The organism is Pseudoalteromonas sp. APM04, assembly GCF_022809815.1.
Taxonomy (GTDB): Bacteria; Pseudomonadota; Gammaproteobacteria; order Enterobacterales; family Alteromonadaceae; genus Pseudoalteromonas; species Pseudoalteromonas marina.
In genome coordinates this window covers 1,402,734-1,428,828 of record NZ_CP094441.1, presented here as the reverse complement: position 1 = coordinate 1,428,828, position 26,095 = coordinate 1,402,734, and the positions used below count along the sequence as shown (strand labels likewise).

21 protein-coding genes and 1 riboswitch are annotated in these 26,095 nt (G+C 39.3%); of the genes, 15 read left to right on the top strand and 6 right to left on the bottom strand.

Annotated elements, in window-relative coordinates; translation table 11 throughout:
- Positions 1-60: 60 nt before the first annotated feature.
- Positions 61-233, bottom strand: a riboswitch (Lysine riboswitch).
- Between the two features lie 110 nt (positions 234-343).
- Complete coding sequence (gene nhaD, locus MTP24_RS06735; RefSeq protein WP_243533332.1) at positions 344-1,591, bottom strand: sodium:proton antiporter NhaD; 1,248 nt, start codon at positions 1,589-1,591, stop codon at positions 344-346.
- A gap of 219 nt (positions 1,592-1,810) precedes the next feature.
- Here nhaD and MTP24_RS06730 point away from each other — a divergent pair, with 219 nt between their 5' ends.
- The 4 genes from MTP24_RS06730 to MTP24_RS06715 all read left to right on the top strand — a co-directional run bounded on the left by MTP24_RS06730 (position 1,811) and on the right by MTP24_RS06715 (position 7,109).
- Positions 1,811-3,097 (top strand): hypothetical protein, encoded by a 1,287-nt coding sequence (locus MTP24_RS06730; protein ID WP_243533329.1) that lies wholly within the window; start codon positions 1,811-1,813, stop codon positions 3,095-3,097.
- Between the two features lie 5 nt (positions 3,098-3,102).
- Positions 3,103-3,651 (top strand): hypothetical protein, encoded by a 549-nt coding sequence (locus MTP24_RS06725; protein ID WP_008132116.1) that lies wholly within the window; start codon positions 3,103-3,105, stop codon positions 3,649-3,651.
- On the top strand, positions 3,648-6,422 hold the full coding sequence (locus tag MTP24_RS06720; RefSeq protein WP_008132115.1) for a hypothetical protein: 2,775 nt from the start codon (positions 3,648-3,650) through the stop codon (positions 6,420-6,422). The genes MTP24_RS06725 and MTP24_RS06720 overlap by 4 nt, the downstream gene beginning before the upstream one ends.
- Before the next feature lie 135 nt (positions 6,423-6,557).
- Positions 6,558-7,109: a DUF4136 domain-containing protein gene (locus tag MTP24_RS06715; protein WP_008132113.1), complete on the top strand. Its 552-nt coding sequence runs from the start codon at positions 6,558-6,560 to the stop codon at positions 7,107-7,109.
- A 212-nt stretch (positions 7,110-7,321) separates the two neighbouring features.
- Here MTP24_RS06715 and MTP24_RS06710 read toward each other — a convergent pair whose 3' ends face one another.
- Entirely contained in the window at positions 7,322-7,810 is a 489-nt protein-coding gene (locus tag MTP24_RS06710) for a peptide-methionine (S)-S-oxide reductase (RefSeq protein WP_138739812.1), read from the bottom strand.
- Between the two features lie 191 nt (positions 7,811-8,001).
- On the opposite strand from MTP24_RS06710, the gene MTP24_RS06705 reads away from it, so the two are divergent.
- Together MTP24_RS06705 and MTP24_RS06700 are read left to right on the top strand one after the other, a co-directional pair.
- Positions 8,002-9,858 carry a TonB-dependent receptor gene (locus tag MTP24_RS06705; protein WP_138739813.1) on the top strand — a complete coding sequence of 619 codons (1,857 nt, stop codon included), beginning with the start codon at positions 8,002-8,004 and terminating at the stop codon, positions 9,856-9,858.
- Positions 9,859-10,492: 634 nt separating this feature from the next.
- Positions 10,493-10,957 (top strand): hypothetical protein, encoded by a 465-nt coding sequence (locus MTP24_RS06700; RefSeq protein ID WP_138739814.1) that lies wholly within the window; start codon positions 10,493-10,495, stop codon positions 10,955-10,957.
- 32 nt (positions 10,958-10,989) lie between these two features.
- Here the strand turns inward: MTP24_RS06700 and MTP24_RS06695 are convergent, their stop codons facing one another.
- Positions 10,990-12,252 carry an IS110 family transposase gene (locus tag MTP24_RS06695; protein WP_243531257.1) on the bottom strand — a complete coding sequence of 421 codons (1,263 nt, stop codon included), beginning with the start codon at positions 12,250-12,252 and terminating at the stop codon, positions 10,990-10,992.
- 362 nt (positions 12,253-12,614) lie between these two features.
- Here MTP24_RS06695 and MTP24_RS06690 point away from each other — a divergent pair, with 362 nt between their 5' ends.
- The 5 genes from MTP24_RS06690 (at position 12,615) to MTP24_RS06670 (ending at position 17,877) form a co-directional block, all read left to right on the top strand.
- Positions 12,615-13,121: a hypothetical protein gene (locus tag MTP24_RS06690; protein WP_203983754.1), complete on the top strand. Its 507-nt coding sequence runs from the start codon at positions 12,615-12,617 to the stop codon at positions 13,119-13,121.
- Between the two features lie 114 nt (positions 13,122-13,235).
- Positions 13,236-14,042 carry a hypothetical protein gene (locus tag MTP24_RS06685; RefSeq protein WP_138740057.1) on the top strand — a complete coding sequence of 269 codons (807 nt, stop codon included), beginning with the start codon at positions 13,236-13,238 and terminating at the stop codon, positions 14,040-14,042.
- Complete coding sequence (locus MTP24_RS06680; protein ID WP_138740058.1) at positions 14,032-14,406, top strand: hypothetical protein; 375 nt, start codon at positions 14,032-14,034, stop codon at positions 14,404-14,406. Before MTP24_RS06685 ends, MTP24_RS06680 begins: the two co-directional genes overlap by 11 nt.
- A 775-nt stretch (positions 14,407-15,181) precedes the next feature.
- The gene (locus tag MTP24_RS06675) at positions 15,182-16,306 is read left to right on the top strand and encodes a helix-turn-helix domain-containing protein (RefSeq protein ID WP_138740059.1); all 1,125 of its coding nucleotides are present in this window, start codon (positions 15,182-15,184) and stop codon (positions 16,304-16,306) included.
- A gap of 146 nt (positions 16,307-16,452) precedes the next feature.
- On the top strand, positions 16,453-17,877 hold the full coding sequence (locus tag MTP24_RS06670) for a S41 family peptidase (RefSeq protein WP_203983758.1): 1,425 nt from the start codon (positions 16,453-16,455) through the stop codon (positions 17,875-17,877).
- 703 nt (positions 17,878-18,580) lie between these two features.
- Here the strand turns inward: MTP24_RS06670 and MTP24_RS06665 are convergent.
- The gene (locus MTP24_RS06665; protein WP_138740061.1) at positions 18,581-18,844 is read right to left on the bottom strand and encodes a YkgJ family cysteine cluster protein; all 264 of its coding nucleotides are present in this window, start codon (positions 18,842-18,844) and stop codon (positions 18,581-18,583) included.
- A 168-nt stretch (positions 18,845-19,012) separates the two neighbouring features.
- Between MTP24_RS06665 and MTP24_RS06660 the strand changes: the two genes are divergently transcribed.
- From MTP24_RS06660 to MTP24_RS06645, 4 genes are all read left to right on the top strand, one after another.
- On the top strand, positions 19,013-20,194 hold the full coding sequence (locus tag MTP24_RS06660) for an efflux RND transporter periplasmic adaptor subunit (RefSeq protein WP_138740062.1): 1,182 nt from the start codon (positions 19,013-19,015) through the stop codon (positions 20,192-20,194).
- A complete protein-coding gene (locus MTP24_RS06655; protein WP_008132094.1) occupies positions 20,191-23,340 on the top strand; it encodes an efflux RND transporter permease subunit in 3,150 nt (1,049 codons plus the stop codon). The genes MTP24_RS06660 and MTP24_RS06655 overlap by 4 nt, the downstream gene beginning before the upstream one ends.
- 142 nt (positions 23,341-23,482) lie before the next feature.
- A complete protein-coding gene (locus MTP24_RS06650; protein ID WP_008132091.1) occupies positions 23,483-23,650 on the top strand; it encodes a hypothetical protein in 168 nt (55 codons plus the stop codon).
- A 104-nt stretch (positions 23,651-23,754) separates the two neighbouring features.
- Positions 23,755-24,645 carry a dienelactone hydrolase family protein gene (locus tag MTP24_RS06645; protein ID WP_008132090.1) on the top strand — a complete coding sequence of 297 codons (891 nt, stop codon included), beginning with the start codon at positions 23,755-23,757 and terminating at the stop codon, positions 24,643-24,645.
- A gap of 81 nt (positions 24,646-24,726) precedes the next feature.
- Here MTP24_RS06645 and rhlP read toward each other — a convergent pair whose 3' ends face one another.
- Both rhlP and MTP24_RS06635 read right to left on the bottom strand, forming a co-directional pair.
- Positions 24,727-25,557: a rhombotarget lipoprotein gene (rhlP, locus tag MTP24_RS06640; RefSeq protein ID WP_138740063.1), complete on the bottom strand. Its 831-nt coding sequence runs from the start codon at positions 25,555-25,557 to the stop codon at positions 24,727-24,729.
- 12 nt (positions 25,558-25,569) lie between these two features.
- Positions 25,570-25,914: a hypothetical protein gene (locus MTP24_RS06635; RefSeq protein WP_008132086.1), complete on the bottom strand. Its 345-nt coding sequence runs from the start codon at positions 25,912-25,914 to the stop codon at positions 25,570-25,572.
- Between the last annotated feature and the right edge of the window lie 181 nt (positions 25,915-26,095).

Below are 26,095 nucleotides of genomic sequence, written 5' to 3'. Positions count from 1 at the left end.
GGTATCCAAACCGCGATAAAACAAGAAGAACTTGGCAAGTGAATGCTTGAAGGTAAATCCACTGCCAGAAGCTCTCCACCTAGATTGGTGACAGTTTTGAGGATTCAGCCCCATAAACCGAAAAACAACATCGACGTAACGTTGGTTTTCTCGGCGAGTACTTCCCTCTTTAATGGTTATGGGCGTTCGTCACCTACCATTAAATACCTAAGTATCGCACCTCTTCTGAATGTTGTATTAACCAATGGCTAATAAAACAAAACCCCACTATAAAGTGGGGTTTGAAAGTTAACGTTTAGACGTCTAGCTGTCAAGCGTTTTAATGCGGTTTGTTAAGCAAAACTTAAACAAACCCGCCCATGTAATACGCGCCCGCATAACCCACGGTATAACTTACTAACAAATAGAGCGACAAACGTAAGTAACTCATAAAAGTTAGCTCTTTTACTTTACTCATAGCAATAATACCCGCAGCCGATCCAATAATTAACATAGATCCGCCAACACCGGTTGCATAAGTAAACGATAACCAATCTTGCTGGCTCATCACTATATTAGCTTTTAGTAAAGCAGCAGTGAGCGGTACGTTATCAACCCCGGCCGACAAAATACCCATTAAGTAGTTAGCGTACTGTGGCGCCATAACGGTGTAAAGGTCGGTAAACTTACTTAGCATTCCAATCTCTTTTAATGCACCTACCAATAATAAAACCCCGACGAAAAACAGTAAGGTGTCGTATTCTATGTCGCGTACGTAGTCGATAATATTTTTGTTTATGTCTTTTTTGCGCATTAAAAATTGCGCCACTAAAAACATGATTGATAGGCCACATAAAAAAGTTAATAAAGGCGGTACACTGTAAATTACACTTAGCGCAAGTATGCTTATAACTGTAGATACAAAAATAACTGCAATGGTGATATCGGTTTTTTCTATGCGTTTTTTTCCAGACTTTGAAAAGATTACATCCCCTTTCATGCCAACACTTAGCATTGCTGCTAACAGCATAACGCTAATAAATGCAGGCGCAATAAGCAGTAATAAGTTAGCAATGGTTACCTTGCCATCTAAAAATATCATTAAGGTTGTTACGTCACCGGTAATTAACGACACACCACCGGAGTTAACACCAAACACAATAAGTGTGGCATATTTTATAAGCTTTTTAGGCGGTAGTTTTAACGACATAACTACAGCAAGCGATATTAACGTAGCCGTTACGTTGTCTGAAACCGACGAAAACAAAAACGCAAAGACCCCAACCAAAAACATCAACTTGCGTTCGCTAATACTTGTTGGCATTACTCTGTGCACAATATTTTCGATAAACCCTTTTGAATTTAAATAAGCAACAAAGGTCATGGCGGCCATTAAAAACAACCACAGCGATGCTATCTCTAAAATATTTTCGTTAAGGAGTTCTTGTACTTGCTCTGGGCTTTGCCCATGCAAAGGGAAAATAAACAGGAGGATCCAGCAAAGCGTGCCAAAAAAAAGCGTGGTTTTAGCTTTATTTACATGGATGATATCTTCTATAACAATCAATAAAAATCCGATCGCTATCAGGGTTAGAATAATCGTGGAAACCATGGGTATTAAATAACCTTTGATATTGTTTTAAAGAACACACGCAAAGTCCCTCTCGACGTGCCTATTTTCGGCGCGAATGTTAGCACTGCGGCTATACAAAAACTATTATTAAATAGTCTTAAAAACGAATACCATATACAGGCTAGATTAATTAGAATACGTAATAATGAGACGCTTCTAAATTCTCAATAATAAATTACTAGGATGTTGTAACACCTTATGATCCCAGCTAAAAAGCGACTAAATACCCTTAGCGAACATTGGGGAGTTTTAGAGCTACTATTTAAACGTTTTAAAATGGCCGACTTTAGCCTAAAAGACGTGCAAAATGCGATAAAGCAAAAACAACCCACGTGGAACAACGAGCGCATTTACAAAGAAACAAACCGTTTGCTCAATCAAGATATTTTAATTCCACTGGCTAAATCATCACAGCTTGAAATTAACCGTGCAATTGCTGACTTTGCTACTTTTTTACTGCAAGAAGAGCATTTGGGCTTAGCACAAGAAATTAGCGTGTTAGTAGACGATCTTGCCCGTTTAGGTAATCGTTTAGATAACGCTGGTAGCATGGAAGACTTTGACGATTTACGCCGATTTAGCCGTATTATGGATGATCGGGTACGTAAAATAATGAAACTTTACGCGCACAACGAAAACGCCATTTTAAATATTGTTGAACAAGCTAAATCAAACAATGCGGTGCAATCACTACAAAAACGCTACAAAGCAGTAATTGAAGCCTTTGACGAATATATAGAGCCCATGCTTGAAATGGTCGATATTAGGGGCGATTTTCATGCCTGCTTTACAATAATAGAGCAGCAAATCAGTAAACAAATCGAATTTATTGAACGCTCTGGTAAAGCATACACCGACAAACGCATGCTAGAACAGCTACGAACTCGCATACTCGAAATGAACCTTATGGGCCGAGAGAGTTTACGTAAAAGTGCCGATATGCTCATGCCCCTGCGCGAAGAGCTACGCCGAAATAACTTAGTTACACGCCAAGCGGCCAAAGTGCTCGGCCTTGTACGTAAAAATGGCGTAGATAACATGCTAAGCGCTGTACAACCTAATTTTGTAACCGACTCTCAGCGTTATTCGCTTGGGCAACAACGCCATATTGTCGCGTACATGGCAAGCTTGGTAGAATTTGAACATGAAGAATATCAACTTCCCGAACAACAAGATGTACCGGCATTTGTAACGCCTAACATTCCTGACTACAACGATGTAAAAACAAGCTTTGCTAAACGCTTTAACAAAAAACGTAAAAAACCACAGCCGCTGCTGCAGTTTTTAGATGAAAGCTACCCCGAATTAGACGCCGACGAAATGCTCTTTTTATATCAAAAATTAGTCAGTGATAGCGACATTGAAATTAGTCAAAGCGATGAAAAAGCCCGAGTTAAAATTGCCGGCCAACACTTTTCACTTTACCCATTTAATTCTCAGGCATCAGATTCAGCAACTCAGCCTAATACTGAGGCAGATAAGTAATTACCATGACACATATAAACCTAGAAGAACTCACTCACCTGCAAGCAATCAATAAAAAATTAACTGCGGGTTACCACATTTGCGAACAAGACAACGTAATGTGGCAAGAACTCGACCAACACATTGAATCTTACAGCGCACTATTTACCGCATTAGGCCACGACATAAAACACGATAGCCGTGGCTTTTACTATTTTGCCAGCGACGAAAGTACGCCAAATATGGGTAAAATATCTCGCGCTATCGCACTCACTATTTACATTTTAATTGAGCACTTTGCCAATACCGGTAAAGACCCAATGCGCGCCCTGTTTGATGAAGTAAACGATTTAGAACTGATGCAAACCTTAGTGCAAATAAACAAGCACTTGTTTGATCAGCTTGAGATATTTTCGGGCTCAGATTTACGAAAAGATGTTTACCTACGTATGGTTCGTTTAGGTCTTGCCCGTGAAGTAGAAGGCGGCTTTATGCTACAAGCACCTATTCACCGCTACATTGATGCATTAATGGAAGTAAACGAAGAAACCTACATGACGGAGGACGAGGAATGAACAACTTATACGGACTGAGTAAACTCGCCCTACTTAATACCGCAGGTTATGCAAAGTGTGTGATCCCGCTTGATAAAAGCAGCTCTATTTGTGCGCCAAATAATACCGGTAAAAGCTCGGTTATTAACGCCCTACAATTTCCGCTAATAAACGATTTACGCCTTACCGAATGGGACGGGCACGATTTAGATGAAACCCGTAAGTTTTATTTTTCATCGGATCAGTCGTACATTTTACTTGAAGCTAACCTCCCCCATGGCTCGGTGGTTATTGGTGTAGCGGGTCTGGGTAAAATAGCCGGTTACGCGCACCAGTACTTTTGTTATCAGGGCAAGCTCGATTTAGAACAGTACACGCAAGGTAATACCATAATTAAATTTACCAAGCTGTTTAATCATTTAAAGTCGCTTAATTACAATCCTATTGAGCTAAAAGCACAAGAGCTAAACGCCCTGCTTACCGGCGGCGCAACGCCCTTTGACGGCGACATTAATTTAAAAATGATCCCGCTTAATAACGTGCAAGACTCCGCTATTTATAAAGAAATTTTTAGGCGTATTCTTAACTTACACAAATTGGGCGCAAGCGATGTTAAACGCTTTATGCTGCGAGTGTTTGAGCGCCATATGTCAAACTCAAAGGTTGATTTTTACGAAGTATGGCGTCGCTCGTTTGACAAAGTGAACCGGGCTAAGCGCGAATTAAAAGCCCTTGAATCAATGCAAGAGCCAATAAGCGCACTTGAATCAATGCTTGAAAATCAAACCGTGCTTAAAGGTAAATTAGCAGCGTACGCGCCTAAAATTGACCAAGCACTCATTGACTTTGACACCTACCAAGAAGAGCAGCTTAATGAACTGGGTATAGCACTTGAAGACATTGAACACGAAAAGCACGAATTTGAGCAAAAACAAAGCCTATACGTACAGCAATCGCGCGATATAGAGCGCAAACAAACTCAAATTGAGCAATGGTTTTTAGATTACAGCGCCCTTAAAAGCGAGTTTGAACTGGTAAATAAAGCCACAATTAAAACCAACCTTGGCCAACTTAAGCAAGACTACGAGTCGCTTTCGCACTCTATTACCAGCGCACAAGGGCAAAGCTTGCACACGCTTGATTACCGCATTAGCGAAACGCAAAAACAAATTAAAAGCTTAAAACTGCAGCTTAAAAACCTGGAGTTTAATTTGTTCACCCGTATGCGCGAAGACCTATCGCTTAAAGAAGTGGAAGAAATATCGCGACTCTTAAACCCCGACTTACTTTCGTTTGCCACCACCACTAATGGCGATATAACCATTGATGACGAAGATGCCTTTGGGGAATTTTTATCCTTATTAAGCCATAACGTTAAAGGCGGTGTGCTTACTTTGCCAGGCGCAAGTATTAAACTTAAAAAGCTTTCGCCAGTACAAATGCAAAGCGGCGAAAACAAAGAGCAATTAACCGCGCAGTTAAGTGCGCTTGAACACTCGTTAAAAGAGTTTAAACAACAGCGCGAAGTGGCAGCCAATGTTGCCGATAAACAAAAAGAAAAAGACGCACTCTACGATGAACTAATGAGTCTTGAGGGAGCACTAAAACGTTTAGAGCAATTTGAAGTAATGCAGCAGTCGGTAGACGCGCAAGCCATGCTAAAAGAGCAATTATTAGCAGAGCGCGAACAAGTTGACGATTACCTGCAAGACATTCAAAAAAATAGTGGCTCAATTGCAGACAGACGCTCGTTAATTAAATCTAAGCAAGAACAAATTAATCGCCAAACCGAACGCCTTCGCCAAGTTAAAAGTGAGCGAATTGATCACACGCTTGATTTATACAGCGGCAAAGTGACCCCGTACATGATTGATATAACAGTCGACTTTGATAACTTAAGTGATTTAGTACATCACTTCAATAAAGACTGCCAAGAGCTTCGCAACTTTGACATAAACGTGCGTAATACCTATTTGCACGTATATAACGCAGGCATTACTAAGTTCGATAACGAAAACGACGAATTTACTAAATACCAAAAGTTGATTAGCGCATTTCATAACCTTGATAACGAGCGCGATGCCGTTGAGCGCCAAGGCCGTGTAGCACTAACCGAAGTAGCCGCCACGATTAAGGGCTTGCGTGAAGATTTAGACCGCCTTCGCCGCGAAATGAATAGCTTTAATAAAGGCATAAGCCAGCACCGTATTTCTAACCTTCAAGCGTTTAAAATTAACGTAATACCACGCAAAATGCTGGTTGATAGTATTGATACCATTATCAGCACGTCGCATCAGTTTGAACAAGGCGACACCCTTGATTTATTGAGCCAAGAACCTTACAGCGAAAGCGCAGTAAACGAAGCAAAAGATCACTTAATAAAACTCGCCTCAGACAAAGCAGGCCTTACATTAACTGACTTGTTCGATATTCGTTTTGAAGTGGTAAACCGCGCTGGCGAAACCGAACACTTTGAAAAAATAGACTCAGCCGGCTCAAATGGCACACGTATTACTATTAAGTTATTGTGTGGCATGTTGTTTATTCGTTACTTATTAAGCGATCAGGAACAAAACCTGTACCGTATACCTATTTATATTGATGAAGCGGCCGACATTGACCCGCAAAACCAAAAAGCAATTATAGAAACCGCATTGAGCTTTGGCTTTGTGCCTATATTTGCCTCAGTTAAGCCGCAAATAAGTTGTGACTACATTGTGCCGATTCGTTCGGTAAAAGATGGCGCACAAAACTGGGTAGATGAAAAAGATTGGATAGAAGTAGAGCATTAAATTTTTGAGTGGCTAATTAGCATTAATTAGTCATTCATATTCATCACACTAAACTAATTTTTAGAACCTTTTAATAATACACATTTATATAAGGTGTGTTATTTTAAGGTAATGCATTTTATTGGAGCTAACGTAATGAAAAATATACTTATTGTTGCAGCACTAGCACTACTTAGCGCTTGTACTCAAACCCCAGATTGGGATTACGATAAATCAGCTAACTTTAGTAATTTTAAAACATTTGCTTGGGTAGAAAACGCGAGTTTAACTAAAGACACCAACAACTACCAAATTAACGGTTTAATGGAAAAACGTGTGCGTACTGCGGTAAATAATGAGCTTACAAACACCCTTGGTATGACATTAGTAGATCCAGCCCAAGCTGACGTACTTGTTAACTATCATGCGTCGGTAGATAAAGAATTAGAAGTAGATACATTTAATACTGGTTACAGTAACCGTTGGGGTTACTGGGGTACTGGTTTTCAACGAGACACAACAGCGCGTGAATACGAAGTGGGTACATTGGTTATCGATATTGTAGACAGTGCATCCAATCAACTAATATGGCGCGGTGCTAAAGAAGGCCGTTTAAAGAAAAAACAATCGCCAGAGCAACGCGAAGCGTCAATTAAGAAAACAGTCGCAAATATTTTAAGTAACTTCCCGCCGCAAAAGCAGCAGTAAGTTTAAAGTTAGTTTTTAAAAAGCTCACAGAATGTGAGCTTTTTTGTGGGTGTTTATTTTTGGATTACGGTTTTAAATAACGACCAGCCACGCTCGTCATGTCAGCAAACTGACTATCTACAACACCACGTTGAGTTTATTTTGTATGCGCTAAGCTTGCTTGCGCGAGAAGTAATAGCTTCTAATTACTTACATAGCATTGAGCATCAAGTTTACAATTTATATTTATACAATAAATCTAGTGGTATATGGCAGTAATCATCTGGGTGGTTCGTTAATCGGTCTTGATGCTCTGGATCGCTTGGTACGTAATTGGTTAACTGCTCTACCTTTACTGCAATCTTATCGGCATCGCTGCGCTTATTTATATAATTGCGTGCAATATTTAAATGGTTTTGGTTTTTGCTGTAAATGCCTGTACGGTATTTAGGGCCTTCATCTACCCCTTGCTTATTAACACTGTAAGGGTCAATAATTTCAAAAAAATAGTCAAACAGTTGATTGAGTGAAACAACACTTGAGTCAAACGTTACCTTCACACACTCGGCATAACCATCATATTCTCCTTGCGTGGTATTACTTGCGCCGTTAGCACGCCCAGCTTGGGTTGTTATAACGCCGGGTAAATGTTTCATAAACTCTTGCACGCCCCATAAGCAGCCGCCGGCAAAATAGAGTGTATTGTGTTGCTGAACTGTCATCGTTTATCTAACTCAATAAAGTTAATTAAAAATACATGTGTATTGTAACGCGTTAATTATACAAATGATTATCAAATGCAGATTTTTATAATTACTGTACAATAGCGCACAAAATTGCACTGACTAAGTTAAGCTAGCCCACCCGCTTTATATAGTTTTTATTAGTGCCTAAACACATTATGAGATACACCATGAATCGCACTGAGCATTTTATATTTTCTGCACTGCTGTGCAGCGTTACACCTTTTTCTTATGCGCAAGCTACAAGCAACACCGAAACAGCAATAGAACAAATTACTGTTGAGGCATCGGCCACGGCAAATAAATTACCCGTTGGTACCTTTGACTCCCCCGTCTCTAATTTAGAATACGACCCTCGTGTTGATTTACAATCACGTAATATGGCAGAAGCCCAGGCTGATGTAACAATTCGTGGCGGTATTTTCGAAAACACAGGGTTTAGAGTCGGCAGTGCTACCCTACTCGACCCTCAAACAGGTCATTACGTTGCTGAGCTCCCAATTGCACCGCAAATGCTAACTGGACCTTACGTTTTAACTGGGGCCGACAATGCCTTAAACGGTATGAACAGCTCTGTGGGATCGATTTCGTTTGGTTTTAAACCCATCAAAACTGGCGGCAATGTCTCTGTAGGTACCGGTACAAACGACTTTAACTTACAAAGTATTTACGCAGGAATAAGCACCGATGTCGACGATGCTAAAAATTGGCAGCTGGGCTTTGAGGGCGAATATTCTCATTCACAAAGTGACGGTTCAATAGAAAACGGCGATCACGATTTTAACCGCGCCTCTGCGCGTATACAGTTAATAGGTACGGATTCGCAAACCGATGTGCTGTATGGCTCACAAGAAAAGTTTTTTGGTTGGCCAAATATGTACACACCATTTGGCGTAAACGAAACAGAAGAACTAGAAACCCGCTTACTCATGCTTAACCACCAGCAAAATTACGCTGACAATAGCCATTTTGAGGTGTCGGCATATTACAGAAAACACAACGACCATTATGTATTTTCTCGTGAGAACCCAAGCGCCTTTGAAGCATTTCATGAAACTAAAGTAAAATCGATTGCGGTATCAGGAAGCCATGCACAAAACACCTCGTTTGCAGTAAATTATTCAGCGCAATATATTGAAGATGAAATAGAGTCGACCACACTTGAGAATAATTTTACCTCACGCACTTATTACAAACTGAGCGTATTACCTGAGTATAAAATCGACCTTAAACAAAACCAGCTATTAACACTTCGCCTAGGTGCAGCTTTTGACGACACAAACCGAGATGACTCTGAGTTATCGCTCATTGGCGATATTTCACTAAACACTCAAAACAGTGATGGCTCTGAGCAAACCGTTTACTTATCGTATGCGCAAGCGAGCCAAGTTGCAGGCTACACCGCTATTGGTGGCAGTGATCAAGGCGGGTTATTTAGAAGTAATTACAACCTTGAGCGCGAAACAACTAAAAATCTAGAGCTTGGCTATTTAATACAAGAGCAAACCTGGCAGCTTAATTCAGCAGTTTTTTACCGAGAGGATAACAACCTAACCGATTGGACTTTTAGTTTTGACTCTAGCTCTGCCCGCTTTGCTAATCCGGTAGACATAGACGCCACCGGCGTTGAATTTTTTGCGAATAAGTATTTTGATACAACCGAGCTCATTGCAAGCTACACCTACTTAAATAAGTCAGAAAACTATGGTGATGCAGACATCGACGCCAGTTTTTACGCGTTAAATTTTCCTGATCACCGTGTTACCTTAGGTGCAATTTGGACACCAAACGACCTAATAGAAATGAGGGTTGATAACGAGTGGCGAAAACAGCACGAAAACGCACTACGCAATGGTAAAGACACCGCATTATTTACGCAATTGTCGCTAAAAATTACGCCAACCGTTATTAATAATTTATTTATTACGTTAGCTGCAGACAATGTGTGGGATGAATCGTTTGAAGAAATACCCGGCACACCCGGGCGCGGTGAGCAATATACGTTAAGTGCAACGTATAGTTGGTAATAAATAAAGCCGGCGTTTACAAACTCAATGTATATTTTGGTTTGTAAACGCTGTGTTTGTTTATATAAAAACGTCTTTTAGGCAAACTATTGCACAAATAGAAATGAGTGAGGAGTAAATTAGATAAACGTAAATCAGCCAATGCTGTAAATTAATCTTTCCTCTAAAGGCGCAGCGCCTCTTACCCTTTTTGTGAATTATTCACTTTATGAGCTTCAACCAATAAAAGTAGCGCGTTTTATATAACGCAAAGCTAAAAAACGCACAAAGAGAAGCGAATGAGGAGTAAATGAGATAAACGTAATCAGCCAATGCTTTTAATTAATCTGCACTAGCTCATATCTTATCTTAAAGTTTAATGGAATAGATTTAGACTTCATCTGACAGACAGCGATAAGCGGTCGTTAACAGTTACTTTTTAATTTCGTCAAAGTATATTGCTTCCATAGTCAGGAAAACGACCTAATCGCTCGTTTTTGTCCTTAAGTACAAACCAGAACTACTATATTTTGCTAGTGCTGGCAAATAGTTAAGAAGTTTGTTACAAATGAGTAATTCAGACAAACGAGCGACGCTGTGGTAGAAGAACGCGCGATTCGCTCGCTATAAACATGTTACATTTCCTAGAGAGAGCATGCAAACGTATACTAATAAACCAGATGTACTTGAACTAGTCGTTAGTAAGGGCTTTCTAGATAAGCTTTCTATCAGGCGAATTGAGTACCCGTTTGGGGAAGGTAAGGAAGAATATTGTTACTTCAACAATATTCTTATCGGAGAGATTTCAGGAGATGCTGGACAGTCTAAAATATATTATGAAGGGTTAAATATTTCTTATGTTGGGCATGTAGTAATAAAGCTTACTCCCGTTGTAACTAAAAATGAGTATTTACTTTTTCCTAAATATGAAGAGTTTAGCAACGCGTTAAACAGCCTAATAAATACAGCTAATAATTTTATTTTTATTTGCGAAGCTGATTGTGAGCAAAACGAAGTAGAAGAAAATCCAGACATGAAAAAAGTGTTGAGGCAATTGCAAGGCTTTTGCATAGGTGAGCATTATAATTGCCCTACATTTATTCAGCGTAAAGAAATGTAACAACACGCCCTGAGGTGGACGACTAGTAAAATTTAGCTATTAATTGCAAATTTTAAAAGTGGTGAGCCTCTGCGTTTCAATGCTGCTAAATACGTCGATTCATCGTAGGGTGTATTCGTTTTCCAACACCTAAATACAATCCTTATCCATTTAAATGCCAGTGATCTAATAATGCTGTTATGCGGCTTACCCTTGGCTTTTTGTTGCTCATAATACGCTTTAGCCCAAAATGAATAACGAATAGAAAAGCCTGCCCATTCTACAAATGTTTGCCTTAAAAAAGTGGGGCAACTATAACGCCAATGCGTCCACATTTTTTGACCACTGCGCTCAATAACAGGCGCTATACCAGCGTACTTTTGAAGTTCTGCAGCATCATTGTAACGCGCACGATTACTCCCAAAAGCAACAAGTAAACGTGGGGCGAGTTGTGGACCTGCGCCGGGTAAGCTATCAAATATCTTTTTATCCTGCTGGGCTTTATAAGCCGATTTTATTGCTTTATCGAGCTTTTCAATGCCCTTTAATAACACTTTAAATTGCGTGATAAGCACTTCAACGAGCATTTGATTAGGTACAATTACTCCTTCGTCCAGAGTTAATGGCATCGCATTTTTAATACTGTCTAGTCGTGCATTATTAACCGTGCAATAGTGTGAATTATGACTCTCAAAAAAGTCGAGTAAGGTCTGTTTTCTTGCTTTTTTAACCGCAGTGAGTGATGGCCATTTCTGAATGAAGTCGCAGAATATATACGTGTCCTTTTCTTTAAACCATTCAAGTGCCTGCGGGTAATAATTCTTTAATGTCGCCGTTATTTTATTGGATAAATCGACACTGTCTTGCACTAAACTTCGGCGATATTCAACAAGCTGAGACAGCGTTCGCATAGCTGCTGACTCGGGCTCAATGACAGAGAGCTTATCCATGTGTAACTTAAGAATTTCAACTTGCAGAAAGGCATCTGATGGGTCATCTTTTGCGCCACTGGGCGTAAAAGCCTGGCGATATTTAGCAACAGCACAAGGATTAACGGTGAATAAAGTAAGGTGGTCGTATTTAGCTAATGCATAAATAAGCGGGCCTTTTTTAAGTTCGCAAACAATCGCTATTTTCTGGTCTGGATAACGCTGTTTAATATCCATAGCCCATTCATGCAACGCTTCAGGTCTGTGTTTAACAACGGTGTAATGATATTTATTAGTGCTTGTTGGATGCTCACAAATATCATGTTTTTTATCGGCCCAATCAATGCCAATGAGTGCAGCAAAATTATCAACGTTATATGCTTTCATTTTATAGCGCCTACGGTTAAAGTTAAGGACGGAATGTGCTTAAATCTCGTTTCTCGCAGGTCTTATAGATAGTCTTGGTCGGCAATCCCTGAGTATGCGTTTTGAAATCGAGGTGCTCTGTTGGCTCGAACGTCTTGTTAAAAACATTGGATGTTCGTCATTCAATATTCGTAACCAACAGAAGCATATTCCACTTAATATAATAGTCAGTTACTTTTAAATTAAGTGGCTTGGTCGAACTATAAGGCAATTAAATCGGACGCAATACGGCTGTCGCGGTTTTTGCTAAAAACAAAAAGCTAGCAAAAACAGCGCCAACCTATGCGCCGTTTATTGCGGCGTTAGCAAGCAAGGAAAGCTCGGTGAAATACTCACTATTATTTTTACTACTTTGTAATCTGGTCTCATTCAACAGTCTTGCCTGTTCAATTGCTGGTTGGAGAATGTTTACCCCAATTCCCGATAGTTGGAATGCGGTTACCCTTGAACAACCCGAAAACGGTTACTTTTGGGAGCTAGTGCCAGAGCCAGTAGTGGAATTAGGTAGTTTGTCTCGGGGATCAAGCAAACGAAGTTCAGCTTGTTCTGATTTCGGAATTATAGAGTTAAGCGTATCTCTTCCAGAAAGCAGTTCATATAAAATTTCAGATTTTGGTGTTTACGTTAGACTCACCGAAGGAAAACAACCTGATTTAATATTTCCGGATACGCCCATGACTGGACGTATAGATAATGGAGTAATGAAATTGGTATTCCCTTGGCTAGAGCCTCAAAAATCAAAGATAGAGCCATTAAATTTAACATTAGATATATTTCTGGTATCACACAGACTTAATGTAGGTAAATCCGTTAAACTTGTGGTTAAATAGCTTGATAACAAGCTAATTAATAAGGAAAAAAACAGTTGGCTGTTTTCGTTCCTCAACATTTTAGCCAACAATTTTTTGCCCATTATTAGGGCGTTAGTTTCCTGTCGAGGTTTCGTGAAAAAATTTGCTCTTGCTATATCAATTTTGGCCTTAGTTGTTTTCTATTTTATTACAAAAGAACATAGTGAAATTGAAAAGTTTAGCGATAAAAATGATAGTGAAAACGCTGTTTCTAAAGACTTAAAGCGCAAAGAAAAATCAACGATTGAAACTGATATAGGTGTTAGTGAACTTGCATCGGCAGAAGAATACTTACTTGAAGCAAAAGAAATACGTCGTTGCAGCGCAATACCCAAAACTCAAGATGAACTTGATAAATGGATGAGCAAAGTAAATGAGGTGGGTGAGCCCTACGAGTATATCGAAGAGGTTTTGTCTCGTTTTGAGCGCTGTTCACAATTTAATTTTATATCTGATGATTTTGTTGAATTACTTTTTAAAGCAATTGAATTAGGTTCCGATAATGCCGTAGCAGAGTTATGGGCTGTTTCGGATAGAGAATATTTTCAAAGTAAAGGCTTAGATGAATTAAGCAGAGAAGACACAATAAAGCAAAGAGTTAAATTTAATAAATTGAAATACCGCCTTTCCGAAAGTGTTGCTTTGACTGGTGGAGAGCAGTCAATATTAAGGCTGGTAAAAGAGTATCAAAATTACGATCCTGACACTGGAAACCCAAACTATTTAAAAGTCATAGCATATGCAGACTTTGGGTTAAAAATAGTAGAGGATAACGATATTTATTTGAAATTAGATTTTATCAAGCAGCGTATTCATCAAAATATGGAATTTCAAGATATTGAACAGGCGCAAATGCTAACTGAAAAGTTGTTGAATAAGTTTGTTGAAAATGGAAACTAACAAAACAATTAACAGAATTCGCTTCGCTCATTGGAAAAAATCCTCGCTGGCACCTCGTGCCAAAGCACTCGGTTTTTCGCGTTATTGTAAGCGTTATAAGACGAGGGAAGATATGAGTTTACCAAGGGAACAATTAGCAAAAGTTAGAACTCCGTTTAGGGTTCTATCGGGTTTCATCTTTGTACTTTCATTGTTTGCTATTTTAGCTACTGTAACTTTTGCGTTCGCAGAACCATATGATCATATTATTTGGCTTTTAGGTGTTGTGACGTTTGGCATGTCATATATATCTGGGCATATTGTATTTACAGGTTATGCCCCCAAATTTTTACTGTTTACGCATGGTGCTAAAGATGGCTTATAACAAGTGACTAAAGTTATGAGTGTCCACAAGTGGCACGTATGCGACTGTCAGATTTGATCATAATAAAAAAAATAAATCTGACAGGTTAGTTAAGACTTATTCAATTAGCCTTTGCTCTAAAAGCGCAGCGCATCATACCCTCTTTGTGAATCGTTCACTATAATTGGCCTCACCCATCAAGTTGAAAGTATTCGTTTTATTCTGGCAAAGACAAAACATATTGCACAAAGAGAAATGAATTAAGAGTAAATGAAATAAACGTAAACCAACTATTGCTTTAAATTAACCTTTACTAGCTCATATCTGATCTTACAATTTAAGAGAATAAGTTTAGACTTCATTTGACAGACAGCCATGAGCGAGAAGCAGTCAATCAAAAGCTTTGATGCTGAAGTCAAGGTTTGATCCTCGGCTTTTCAGCCCAAAAGTGCACTGACATTGGTACTCAACGATGACTGAGGCGAAAGCCATTGGCCTTAATTCATATGAGTGACTGGTGCATATTCACACAAATCGACGCCATTACTAGATATATCCATATTTAAAGTGAGTTCAAAAAGTAAGAACATTTGGTTTTTTAAATGAAAGACCAAGTAAACACAAATGTCTGCTTGACAGGAACTTTCTAATGGGTGAGCCTCGTTTGCTCTGTTCGCTGGAATTACCTCTACAGCTCAAACTGAATAATATGTCAGACACAGCTAACAATAAGTTTAGCAATCTGCTAATCTAGGAACATTAAATATATATCTGATTTCTATTTACAACTATCCCAATGCTGTTTATTTCCTTGCCAATGCAATATCTTCATGCCATCGGAACATTCCAAGGGGCTTTATTAGCAGCAATGCTCTTGTTTAGTGCTGGTGTTAACAATGCTGGGCGCATAATGGGCGTTTGGTGTCTTTTTCAAGCATTTTATTTCTGCAGCCCTTTGATTGTAGTGCATGCTAATGATACTTTTTTTGCCAATTTAATTGGATGGGGCTACTTTGTTCCCGCCAGTTTTGGTGCATTTTTATATTTATATTTTCGGTCATCGATAATTAAAAAGTCATTCCATATAAAGGATTGTATTCATGCTACGCCGTTATTACTTTGTATTCTCTTAAATATAGATTTTTTATTTTCTACCCCTGCCGAAAAAATCAACATCGCCAATAACGCCTTACATAAAGAAAACATTCTACTGCTGACTCAGATTATTATGTTCGTACAGGCATTTTTTTATTTAGCATTGAGTGTCAAACTGATAACCAAAAGTGGACGCCATGCACGTGACACGCTTTCCAACTTTAATCCCAAAATATTTACTTGGTTATGGATAGTATTAAGTTTGTACGCAGGGATGTTCTTGACAGAAACTGTCAGCATAATAATCGGCGCAAATTATTCTTTGGGTATTGTAAGTGATCTCATAGCCTTTACATTGATATATAGCGTTTCGATGGCTCAATGGCGTAAGCCAAACTTATTTGCGATTGATAACTTGAGTGAAACTTCAACGAAAGTTCTCAACTCGACAACCAAACCACAATACTTTGACTCTCAAACTAAAACCAAATTATTAGAAAACATCGTTCAGTATATGGAAGATGAGCAACCTTATTTAGAAAGTGAACTTACCTTAGACGTGCTAGCAAAGTATACCAACCTAAGTAGTCATCACTTATCTGAAATCCTCAATCAACAAGCAAATAAGAACTTCTATCAATTTGTCAACGAATACAGAATAAAAACAGTCTGTTCTCAAATTTCTTCTAATCCCAACGAGAGACTTTTTGATCTAGCTCTATCTGCTGGGTTTTCCTCAAAAAGTACCTTTAATGCCGTTTTCAAGCAATTCAAAAGAATGACCCCAAGCCAGTATAGGAAACAGCTGAAACTCGATAGCGAATGAGTGCGAATCGACCGAATCGCACGTCCAACTCGTCCAAATCGGACGATTTTTCTCTTTGACTCCTCTTTAATGCAGCTTCTAATCGCCGTGGATAACAATATTCATCAGACGATTTAATTAGTGGAAAATAGAATTAAGGACAAAAATTGAAGACTATAATTTTAACTTTTTTTATTGCGTTTGTAATTGGCTGCACTAGCCTGAATGAACCAAAGTCAATTACAAAAAACACAAAAACGCAAGAATGGAATACTCATACTAACCTGCCTTCATCTGGCAAGGTAGTGAGCATTAAGGCATTAAAAAGCAACCTGACTGAGCTAAGTCAACGCCTTGATACGATCCACCCAGACCCGGGCTTTACTATGGATGTATCTGAAGTTAAATCGCAGATAGAGTCCTTGTCAGAAGGTATAACTTCACCCATGACACATTATGAAGCATGGAAATACTTCTCTCAGCTGAATCCTTACTTTAAAGATGGACACATGCTAATTGCTTCGCCACAGCTTGATGATCAATTTAAGAACCACATTCAGAACGGTGGTCGGCTATTTCCATTTGACGTAATGATAGATGCATCCCAACGTTTGCTTGTGGCGGAAACTATTGAGGGCCATTCAGATATTAAAATCGGTGATGAGATTATCTCAGTCAACGGAGTTAGGGCATCAAAAATAATTGAAACTATGTTGGCAAGAATGTATGGCGACTCTTCAGAGTTTAGGGCTGCTTTTACTGCCAGTCGATTTAACAAAATGTACTGGTTACTGTTTGGTAGTATCAAAGATTATCAAATTGAGTTTATGCATAAAAATAAGCGCAAGCAATTTTCTATAATGGGTGTCACTGATGAGCCGGAAAATCACAATGCTGATGTGAGGGAATTTGTCCAAAGTCGAATACTAGACAATGACATAGGGTATTTGCGTGTCGAACGCTTTTTTTATTCTCAAGAACAAGAACAACCTTTTTTCACATTTCTAGATGAAACGTGGCAGGCGTTTAAAGATGCGAACGTCAAAGATGTGATTATCGACGTTCGCCATAATCCTGGGGGGACCGATCACTATTGGCAGCAAGGTATTGCACCTTACATTACGAGCAAGCCATTTCCATTTCTGTCAAACTTTAAAATTCGTATGACGGAACGAAATATCAAACTAGGACCTATTAAAGGTAATCAAGGTGAGGTTATTGAAGGCACATTTAATCAATTAGTGCCTGTCGACGCGCATAAGGGTTTAAAGATACCTGGACGGGCATATTTACTAATGGGGCCGCTCAGTTATTCATCCACTATTTTGTTTTTAACCTCACTACAGGACTCTCGTCAGGCTGTCATCGCGGGTCATTCAAATGTAAGGTCTTGCACTACTGGGCGTATAGAAACTCATGTATTGTCTGGTTCTAATTTAGAACTAACCATGCCGACACTTATCTTTACTCGCCCATCAGGAAAAGAGCATTGTCAGCAACCTATCGAACCAGATGTTTATGTGTCGAACGAAGTAATAAATTCGAATGAGGCAGTGGAACACTTAGCAAAATATATTACCGCTAATAGGTAGACGAATATAGACGGGTTACCCAACATTTAAATAAGAGCGGTTAACGTGCAGGCTCAATCAAATCTGATGGTTTTACCAACCCCGTCTTTAACTCAACACGTTAACCTAATTCGTTTTATGGTCGTTAAGAAGAAGCCTTGTGTTCATCAAATGAAGTGAATGCGAAATGAAGGGGGGGCAAATCTTGACTTCAGACATTAAAAACCTTCGATGTCTGCTCATACCACATATGCGAATATCCGATTTGAGCAAAATCTAAAAATCAAACCTGAAAGAATAGTTAAGATTTATTCAATTAATCTTTGCTCTAAAAGCGCAGCGCCTCTTACCCTCTTTGTGAATCGTTCACTATAATTGGCCTCACCCATCAAGTTGAAAGTATTCGTTTTTTATTATGGCAAAGAAAAAATCACTGCACAAAGAGAAATGAATGAGGAGTAAATGAGTAAACCTAAACTCATGATCAACTTTTATGTTTGTCACTTTCTCTAAAAGCGCAGCGTCACTACCCTCTTTGTGAATAAATTACTTGTACAGTCTTTGCCAGTAACAAAAGCATGCTTTACGTCTATAAAATAGCCGTATAACTGCACATTTGTAGTAGACGCAGAGCTCGCTCGCGTGAAAAGCGCAGCTTTTAATAATTTAAAAAAAGTTACTCGGTAGTAGTTAAATGTAACTATGTGTGTATTGAACACACCAACTAAGTTAATTGCTCAAGCTCGGTGATAAGCGCTAGAGCCTCTGCATTAGTTGACCCACACACATCAACTGTGGCACTAAAGTCACTGCATACTTTTGGTCGAGACTCATCACCAAATAACTTACATAAATTGCGCTCATCTAGCTGAATACAACGTTCTCCGGCCTTTTTGCCATTTGGCATACCCGGTATTGCCGAGCTAATACTTGGCGCAATACAACATGCACCGCAGCCTAATCGACACGCCATTGGCTCTGTTTTCATAACACCCTCAGTTTAAATTAACCATATATTTAACAATACAGACTCCTTTTTAGAGCCAAATATTTATTTGTAATACACATATGTAATGCTTTGTTACATCTTCAAACGCCTTGTAAACACTTTATTGCGTATTATTGCCCTATCACCACTTTTATGAAGGAATGCCTTGTGGCTACTAAAAAACAAATTGTTCTTCCAATCGCAGTTTTAGCTGCCGGAATTGCACTGGCAATTGGCTTTTCAAATATGAAAACCCCGCCTGAAGAAAAACCAGCGCAAGATACTCGTCCACTGGTTGCTGCGCAAACAGTCAACATTGATGCAATAACACTCGACGTAAAATCGTACGGAGTTGTAAAACCTAAAGACCGTACCGAGCTAATTGCACAAGTTAGTGGCCAAGTTATTTCCGTAGCAGATGAATTTGTTGAAGGTGCATTTGTAAAACAAGGCGACATTTTAGCACGAATTGATCCAAATGATTACGAAGCCGATTTTATTGAAGCACAAGCCGGTCTTGCACAAGCAAGTTCAGCCCTTGAAATAGAACGCGCCCAAGCGCATGTAGCAAAAGCTGAATGGGAACGTATTAAATCAGACTCAAGTGACTCAACTGCATCAGAGCTTTATTTACGTAAACCGCAATTAGCCGAAAAGCTAGCGCGTTACCGCTCTGCCCAAGCCAGTGTTAAACGTGCAAAACGTAACCTTGAACGCACATATATAAAAGCCCCATACGACGCTATTATTAACGCACGCACAATAAGCTTAGGCTCTGTAGTAAACCCGGGCAGTAGCTTTGGCGCATTAAGTGCCATATCGGTGGCAGAAGTACGATTACCTGTAGCAGATAGCGAAATGCAATACCTAGCCAATGGAGGCATTGGTGCAACCGTTACCCTTAATGCTGAATTTGCCGGCAAGCAAACGTCTTGGCAGGCCGAAGTTGTGCGCAGCGAAGGCGTAATAGATCAAGTAAGCCGCATGAGCTATTTAGTTGCGCAACTGCCAACGCCATACGTCGATAACACTAAGCCACTACGTTTTGGTTCATATATTAATGCAACCATTGAGGGCAGAGCCCTTGATAACGCAATTATTGTCCCGCATCACCTTGTTAAAGATAAACAAATTGCCATTTTAAACGCGAACAATACTCTAAGCTTTAAAACACTGAATATTGTACGTGAACAAGATGGCATGGTAATAGCCGATCAAGGATTACAACTTGGCGAACAGTTAATTACCTCAGCACTAGAATACCCAAGCGAAGGAATGGCTGTTAAAACGGATGAAGATGACAAACAAGGTGAAGTAACACAGCTTGCTCTTAAAGAGGATACCCTATGAGTACCTCTGAAAAGGGCCTAATTGCCTGGTTTGCTCGTAACCCTGTTGCAGCAAATTTAATCATGATTTTTATTCTTGTTGGCGGTTTATTAACAGCCTTAACGATTCGTAAGCAAGCATTTCCGCAATTTGAAAGTAACTGGGTGAGTGTTCAAGCCGTTTACCCTGGCGCCGCACCGCAAGAGGTTGAAGAAGGCATTACAATAAAAATTGAAGAAAACCTAGAGGGATTAGAGGGCATTAAACGCTTTATAACTTACTCTAATCGCGGCTACGCACAAGCATGGATTGAAATTGAAGAAAAATACGACCTTCAAGAAGCTTTAGACGAGATAAAAGCCCAAGTAGATTCTATAAACTCGTTTCCAGCAGGTATGGAAAGGCCAATTATTCAGCGCGATAAGTTTCAACAAGAAGTGATGTTTATCGCGCTATATGGGGATATGACCTATGCCCAACTAAAAGAACTAGGTACCGATTTAGAAGATGAATTACTCGCTTTACCTGGTGTTAATTTAGTCAGTTTTTTTAGCGGCTTAAATTATGAAATAGGCATTGAGATTAGCCCCGACAAACTGCGTGAATACGGGCTTACTTTTAGAGATGTATCAAACGCTGTAAGAAACTTTTCAACTAATATGTCGGCTGGCCAAATCCGTTCAGATAACGGGTATATTTCTATGCGTGTTGAAAAACAAGCATATAAAGGCAATGAGTTTGAGCAGTTGCCTTTAATTACCCTTGCTGATGGCGCACAAATATATTTAGGCGATGTAGCCACCATTAACGATGGTTTTGAAGAAGGCTTATTATATTCAAAGTACAATGGTAAAAATTCGTTAATGTTTGATATTGCAGCATCTAAAGATCAAGACATTACCGACGTTGCCAAAGTACTTAAAAATTACATGGCCGAAAAAGAATCTAAATTACCACAAGGCGTAAAACTAACCCCTATGGTTGATTTAACCTACTACCTGCAAGGTCGTCTCGATATGATGATCGATAACATGGTATGGGGTGGTGTTTTAGTTATGCTGGTATTGGCATTGTTTTTACCGCTTAGATTAGCATTTTGGGTAATGATGGGTTTACCGGTTTCTTTTTTGGGTGCCTTTTTGTTCATGCCAATAGGCTTTTTAGATATCACCATTAATATGGTGTCGCTGTTTGCCTTTATTATTGTACTCGGTATTGTGGTGGACGATGCAATTGTTGTGGGCGAATCGGCAAGTGCCGAAATAGAAAAACACGGCCACTCACTCGATAACGTAATCCGTGGTGTTAAACGTGTTGCAATGCCCGCTACATTTGGCGTACTCACCACCATTGCTGCTTTTTTACCGCAAGCTATGGCATCAGGGCCCGGCGCAGCATTTTCTAAAGCGATTGGTGTCGTTATTATCCTGTGTTTGATTTTTTCGTTAATTGAATCAAAACTTATTTTACCGGCTCATATTGCCGCAATGAACCCACGTAAACCTAATCCTAAAAACCCATTGCACAAGGTGCGTATGGTTGTTGATAAAGGCCTTAAATCGTTTGTTCAAAATTACTACACGCCTTTCATAGGGCACTGTATTCATTATCGCTATACCGTAATTATTGGGTTTATATGTATTTTAATTATGAGCGCAGGCATGTTTGCAGGCGGTTTAGTTAAATTTGTACCAAACCCTAAAATACAACATGACTTTCCGCGTGTGGTTGTAGAAATGAATCTTGAATCATCAGAGCAAGCAACACTTGAAACAGCTAAAAAAATTGAAGCGGTACTTCTTAGTGTAGATGAAGAGCTTGAAGCGCAATACGGTCAAAAAATGATTCGTGACCTCTCGGTAAGCCTTCGTGGCCGTACCACTGCACAATTAATGGCTGTGCTCATTGAACCTGATAAACGCCCTATTGATACCTTCACCCTTAGCTCATTATGGCGTGAAAAAATGCCACCATTGCCGGGCGTTAAAACGTTGACTATTGAAGATAACTTATTTGGCGGCGGACGAGATGACGGCGACGTAAGTTTTAGACTGCAAGGTAAAGATACCGACAAACTAAAAGAAGTTGCTTCGTTATTAAAAACTAAATTACAAAGCATGGAAGGCGTAGGCGATGTTAACGACTCACTACAAAGCGCTACCGATGAAGTACAACTTGATTTAAAACCACTTGCATACAGCATGGGATTGACCCTTGCAGACGTTGCATCGCAAGTTAGCTTTAGTTATTACGGATTAGAGGCACAACGTATTTTACGTGAAGGCGAAGAGATCAGAGTGATGATCCGCTACCCTGAAAACGAACGTAACTCTATTAGTAACATACACAGCACACGTATTATCACGCCAACAGGTGTTGAAGTGCCGTTAAGTGAAGTTGCACAAATCAACATTGTAGATGGTGTAAACAGAATCCGCCGTGAAAACGCAAACAGAACAGTTAATGTATGGGCAGCCATTAATACTGATAAAGTTGAACCTTTTGCCATTGTAAAAGAAATCACTGACGAGTATTTACCAACCCTTTTACAAAATTACCCAGGTGTTACCAGTAATGTCGCTGGTCGAGTGCAAGAGGAAATGGAAAGTGCTGATGAGCAATTACGTGACTTTGCAATTTCACTAATGATTATATTTGCATTATTAGCTATTCCGCTTCGCTCATACTCACAACCATTGATCATTATGTCGGTTATTCCATTTGGTGTGGTCGGTGCAATGTTTGGCCATATGGTATTAGGTATGACCATGAGCGGCCTTTCAATGTTTGGCATCATTGCAGTAGCCGGTATTGTAGTTAACGATTCGTTAGTTATGGTTGACTTTGTAAATAAAGCGCGTGCTGAAGGTGTACCTATAAAAGAAGCGGTTATGCAAGCGGGAGCTCGTCGTTTTAGAGCTATATTGCTAACCTCAGTGACCACCTTTATTGGCGTGTTACCTATTATTATGGAAACGAGTTTACAGGCACAAATTGTAATACCTATGGCAGTATCACTCGCCTTTGGTGTGCTATTTGCCACCGTAATTACGCTTATTCTTATACCGTGTCAGTATGTCGCACTTGAAGATACAAAACGAATGATTCGTAAGTGGCGTGGTAAAAACCCTATTGTCGATGGCCAACCAACAACGACCAATAGCTAATTAAGTAAAACCCCCAACCAAGAAAAAGCTCGGCAACATGCCGAGCTTTTTATTTATCGTTAAAAATAACCTTCAATTATTTGCTAACTTCCCCTTTTCACTGGTATTTTAACTCTCAGTTTACTTTCTTAAAGGATTAACCATGGGTACATTTCAACTTATTTTATTTATCATATTTGCAGTACTAACCATTGTTGGATACAGAAAAAATAACCGTAATTTAATGTTATTGGGTGCCATTGTTGTAGCGTTTGCCTTTATAGGATTAGATTTTATGATGGGGGTTGATCATAGCCTGTCTGCTTATTAATAGTTAACGGCAAAAATACACTAAATAGTAAAATTAGTGCTCGTTTTTTATACCCGATACGTTTAGGTACTTAATATTAAAAAGCATAACAATTAAGGAAAACCATGAATTCATCTCAAATAGATCACATTCCTCAAGAAGCGTTTGATTGGTATGACGAATATGCCCATGGTTTAATGGACCGTCGCACTTTTATGAAAAAACTAGGTGGCCTTGCAGCACTGGGAATTTCAATGAGTGTGCTCACCAGCGCGCTTTTACCTAACTACGCACTTGCAGAGCAAGTTTCGTTTAACGATGACGATATTAAAGCCACCTACGAAGAATTTGATTCGCCAAACGGGCATGGTAAGGGTAAAGGTTATTTAGCGGTGCCTAGCAAAATTGAAGGTAAACTGCCGGTTGTGTTAGTTATTCACGAAAACCGTGGTTTAAACCCTTACATAAAAGACGTAGCAAGACGCTTAGCCAAAAAAGGCTTTATTGCTTTTGCCCCCGACGCACTTTTCCCGCTTGGTGGCTATCCGGGCAATGACGATGAGGGCCGTGCAATGCAACGCACGATGGACAGAGCTAAAATTCAAAACGACTTTGTAGCCGCCGCTCACTTTTTAAAAGCCCACCCTAGCAGCAACGGCAAATTAGGCGCCGTAGGCTTTTGTTTTGGGGGTTATATTGTTAACTACTTAGCCGCAGTTGATAGTGACTTACTCAGCGCGGGCGTGCCCTTTTATGGCACACCTGCAAGTGAAAGCTTACACAAAAATATTAAAGCCCCTTTAATGATTCAATTAGGTGAACTTGATAAACGCGTTAACGCCACATGGCCTGAGTATGAAAAAAGCTTAAAAGCTAACAATGTTGAGTACACTATGCACATGTACGAAGGTGCTAATCATGGTTTTCATAACGACTCTACTGGGCGTTATGATGAGCAAAAAGCAGAGCTTGCTTGGCAGCGTACCTTAGCGTTTTTTAATGAAAAATTAAGCTAAACACCATAAAAAAAACGCCGCATAAGATGAATAATGTGGCGTTTTAAATTTAAGTATTTAGCGACTTAACTATGTAGATGTTTAGTTATTTACATATCTGCGCTTTAAAACAAGTAGCGATATAAAAACCAGAATAAACACACTAAACGCCCCAGCACTGCTTGAGCCATCTTTATTCTCTATTTTTGCTATTTTTTCTTCTTTAACCCGCGTTTTAAAGCGTGCCAATTCCGCATCTAAATTTAGGCTCATATCGGTAACCGCTAAATTAAACCCCTCAAGTGACTTTTCATTGAGCGTTTCGTCAATACCAATAGCGGTGGTTCTTTTTTCAAGCTTGCTGATGCCTGGTGCTCTAAAAAGCATTTTTTTACTTTTTATATCAAAAACAGCAGTGTCGACAAAGGTTTGAATAGTATTTTCGTTACCGGGAATAACGTACATACCTACAATGGTCCAATACAATAATGCGGCGTTATTTTCATAGGTTTGCGTTACTTGATCGTAAGAAACCAATGCCATTACGTCTACATCGTATAGTCGCCCTACTTGTTCAATCGCTGAAAACCCTTCCCCACCTTTAAGGTACGTACTTGGAATTACTTCTATGCGGTCAATGTAATCGTACTGCAAAAAAGATTTTTTAACTCTTTCGAGCAACTCTACCTCATTTTGACTTTCAATTGCGTTTGCTCGCCAATCTTTAGAAGGCACAAATGAAATGCCCACTGTAACAGGTAATTTTAACACTGGAATTTCTGGTTTATACGTAGCACGGCTATCTTCGTTTGGATAAAGAAAGTCAACCAAACTGCTAGAACGCGTATTTTTACCTGCATTATTACTCACAAGCGCACTACATGAGGTCAGTACAAAAACCATCAACATGACAAAAAACGTATTTTTTTTCATTATTATTCCTTTTTAATTAAATTCAGTTATGTGTAAAAGCTCGCCTGATGGTCCCCATAAATAAATCACTTTACCCCACGGCTCTTGTTTTATCCCTTCAAAGCGAATATCAAAGTGAGTTAACTTACTAATAGTGTTAAAAGCTTCGTTTATGTTTAATACGCACACTTGCAGCATTAAATTTTCAGAAAATTCTTGGTTGTAGTAACGCTGTAAAAAGAGGCTGCATTCACCTGATGTTGCAATACTTAAATCAGCTGATGCCTGCTCAACATTAAAGCCCAGCGCCTGATAAAATGCACACGATTGTTGATAGTTTTTACATGGCACAAACACTCTGATGTCATCTATTTTCATTGTTTTCCTTTTATTATTTAGGTGCGGAAGGCTTAATAACTTATTTATGTAAGTGACTTTAATTAGGTTCTCATTTTTCTGAGCAATCGTCATCAAATAAACGTAAACCAAAACAGCTTATTAATGCTTTAGTTTTCAAACCGACCGTTCTCTGTATTTTGTGTTGATAAAAAAATAAATG

Bases quoted from the DNA above. Each gene is read 5' to 3' on its own strand.
- nhaD (WP_243533332.1), bottom strand. From the start codon at position 1,591: ATGGTTTCCACGATTATTCTAACCCTGATAGCGATCGGATTTTTATTG.
- MTP24_RS06730 (WP_243533329.1), top strand. From the start codon at position 1,811: ATGATCCCAGCTAAAAAGCGACTAAATACCCTTAGCGAACATTGGGGA.
- MTP24_RS06725 (WP_008132116.1), top strand. From the start codon at position 3,103: ATGACACATATAAACCTAGAAGAACTCACTCACCTGCAAGCAATCAAT.
- MTP24_RS06720 (WP_008132115.1), top strand. From the start codon at position 3,648: ATGAACAACTTATACGGACTGAGTAAACTCGCCCTACTTAATACCGCA.
- MTP24_RS06715 (WP_008132113.1), top strand. From the start codon at position 6,558: ATGAAAAATATACTTATTGTTGCAGCACTAGCACTACTTAGCGCTTGT.
- MTP24_RS06710 (WP_138739812.1), bottom strand. From the start codon at position 7,810: ATGACAGTTCAGCAACACAATACACTCTATTTTGCCGGCGGCTGCTTA.
- MTP24_RS06705 (WP_138739813.1), top strand. From the start codon at position 8,002: ATGAATCGCACTGAGCATTTTATATTTTCTGCACTGCTGTGCAGCGTT.
- MTP24_RS06700 (WP_138739814.1), top strand. From the start codon at position 10,493: ATGCAAACGTATACTAATAAACCAGATGTACTTGAACTAGTCGTTAGT.
- MTP24_RS06695 (WP_243531257.1), bottom strand. From the start codon at position 12,252: ATGAAAGCATATAACGTTGATAATTTTGCTGCACTCATTGGCATTGAT.
- MTP24_RS06680 (WP_138740058.1), top strand. From the start codon at position 14,032: ATGGAAACTAACAAAACAATTAACAGAATTCGCTTCGCTCATTGGAAA.
- MTP24_RS06675 (WP_138740059.1), top strand. From the start codon at position 15,182: ATGCTGTTTATTTCCTTGCCAATGCAATATCTTCATGCCATCGGAACA.
- MTP24_RS06665 (WP_138740061.1), bottom strand. From the start codon at position 18,844: ATGAAAACAGAGCCAATGGCGTGTCGATTAGGCTGCGGTGCATGTTGT.
- MTP24_RS06655 (WP_008132094.1), top strand. From the start codon at position 20,191: ATGAGTACCTCTGAAAAGGGCCTAATTGCCTGGTTTGCTCGTAACCCT.
- MTP24_RS06650 (WP_008132091.1), top strand. From the start codon at position 23,483: ATGGGTACATTTCAACTTATTTTATTTATCATATTTGCAGTACTAACC.
- MTP24_RS06645 (WP_008132090.1), top strand. From the start codon at position 23,755: ATGAATTCATCTCAAATAGATCACATTCCTCAAGAAGCGTTTGATTGG.
- rhlP (WP_138740063.1), bottom strand. From the start codon at position 25,557: ATGAAAAAAAATACGTTTTTTGTCATGTTGATGGTTTTTGTACTGACC.
- MTP24_RS06635 (WP_008132086.1), bottom strand. From the start codon at position 25,914: ATGAAAATAGATGACATCAGAGTGTTTGTGCCATGTAAAAACTATCAA.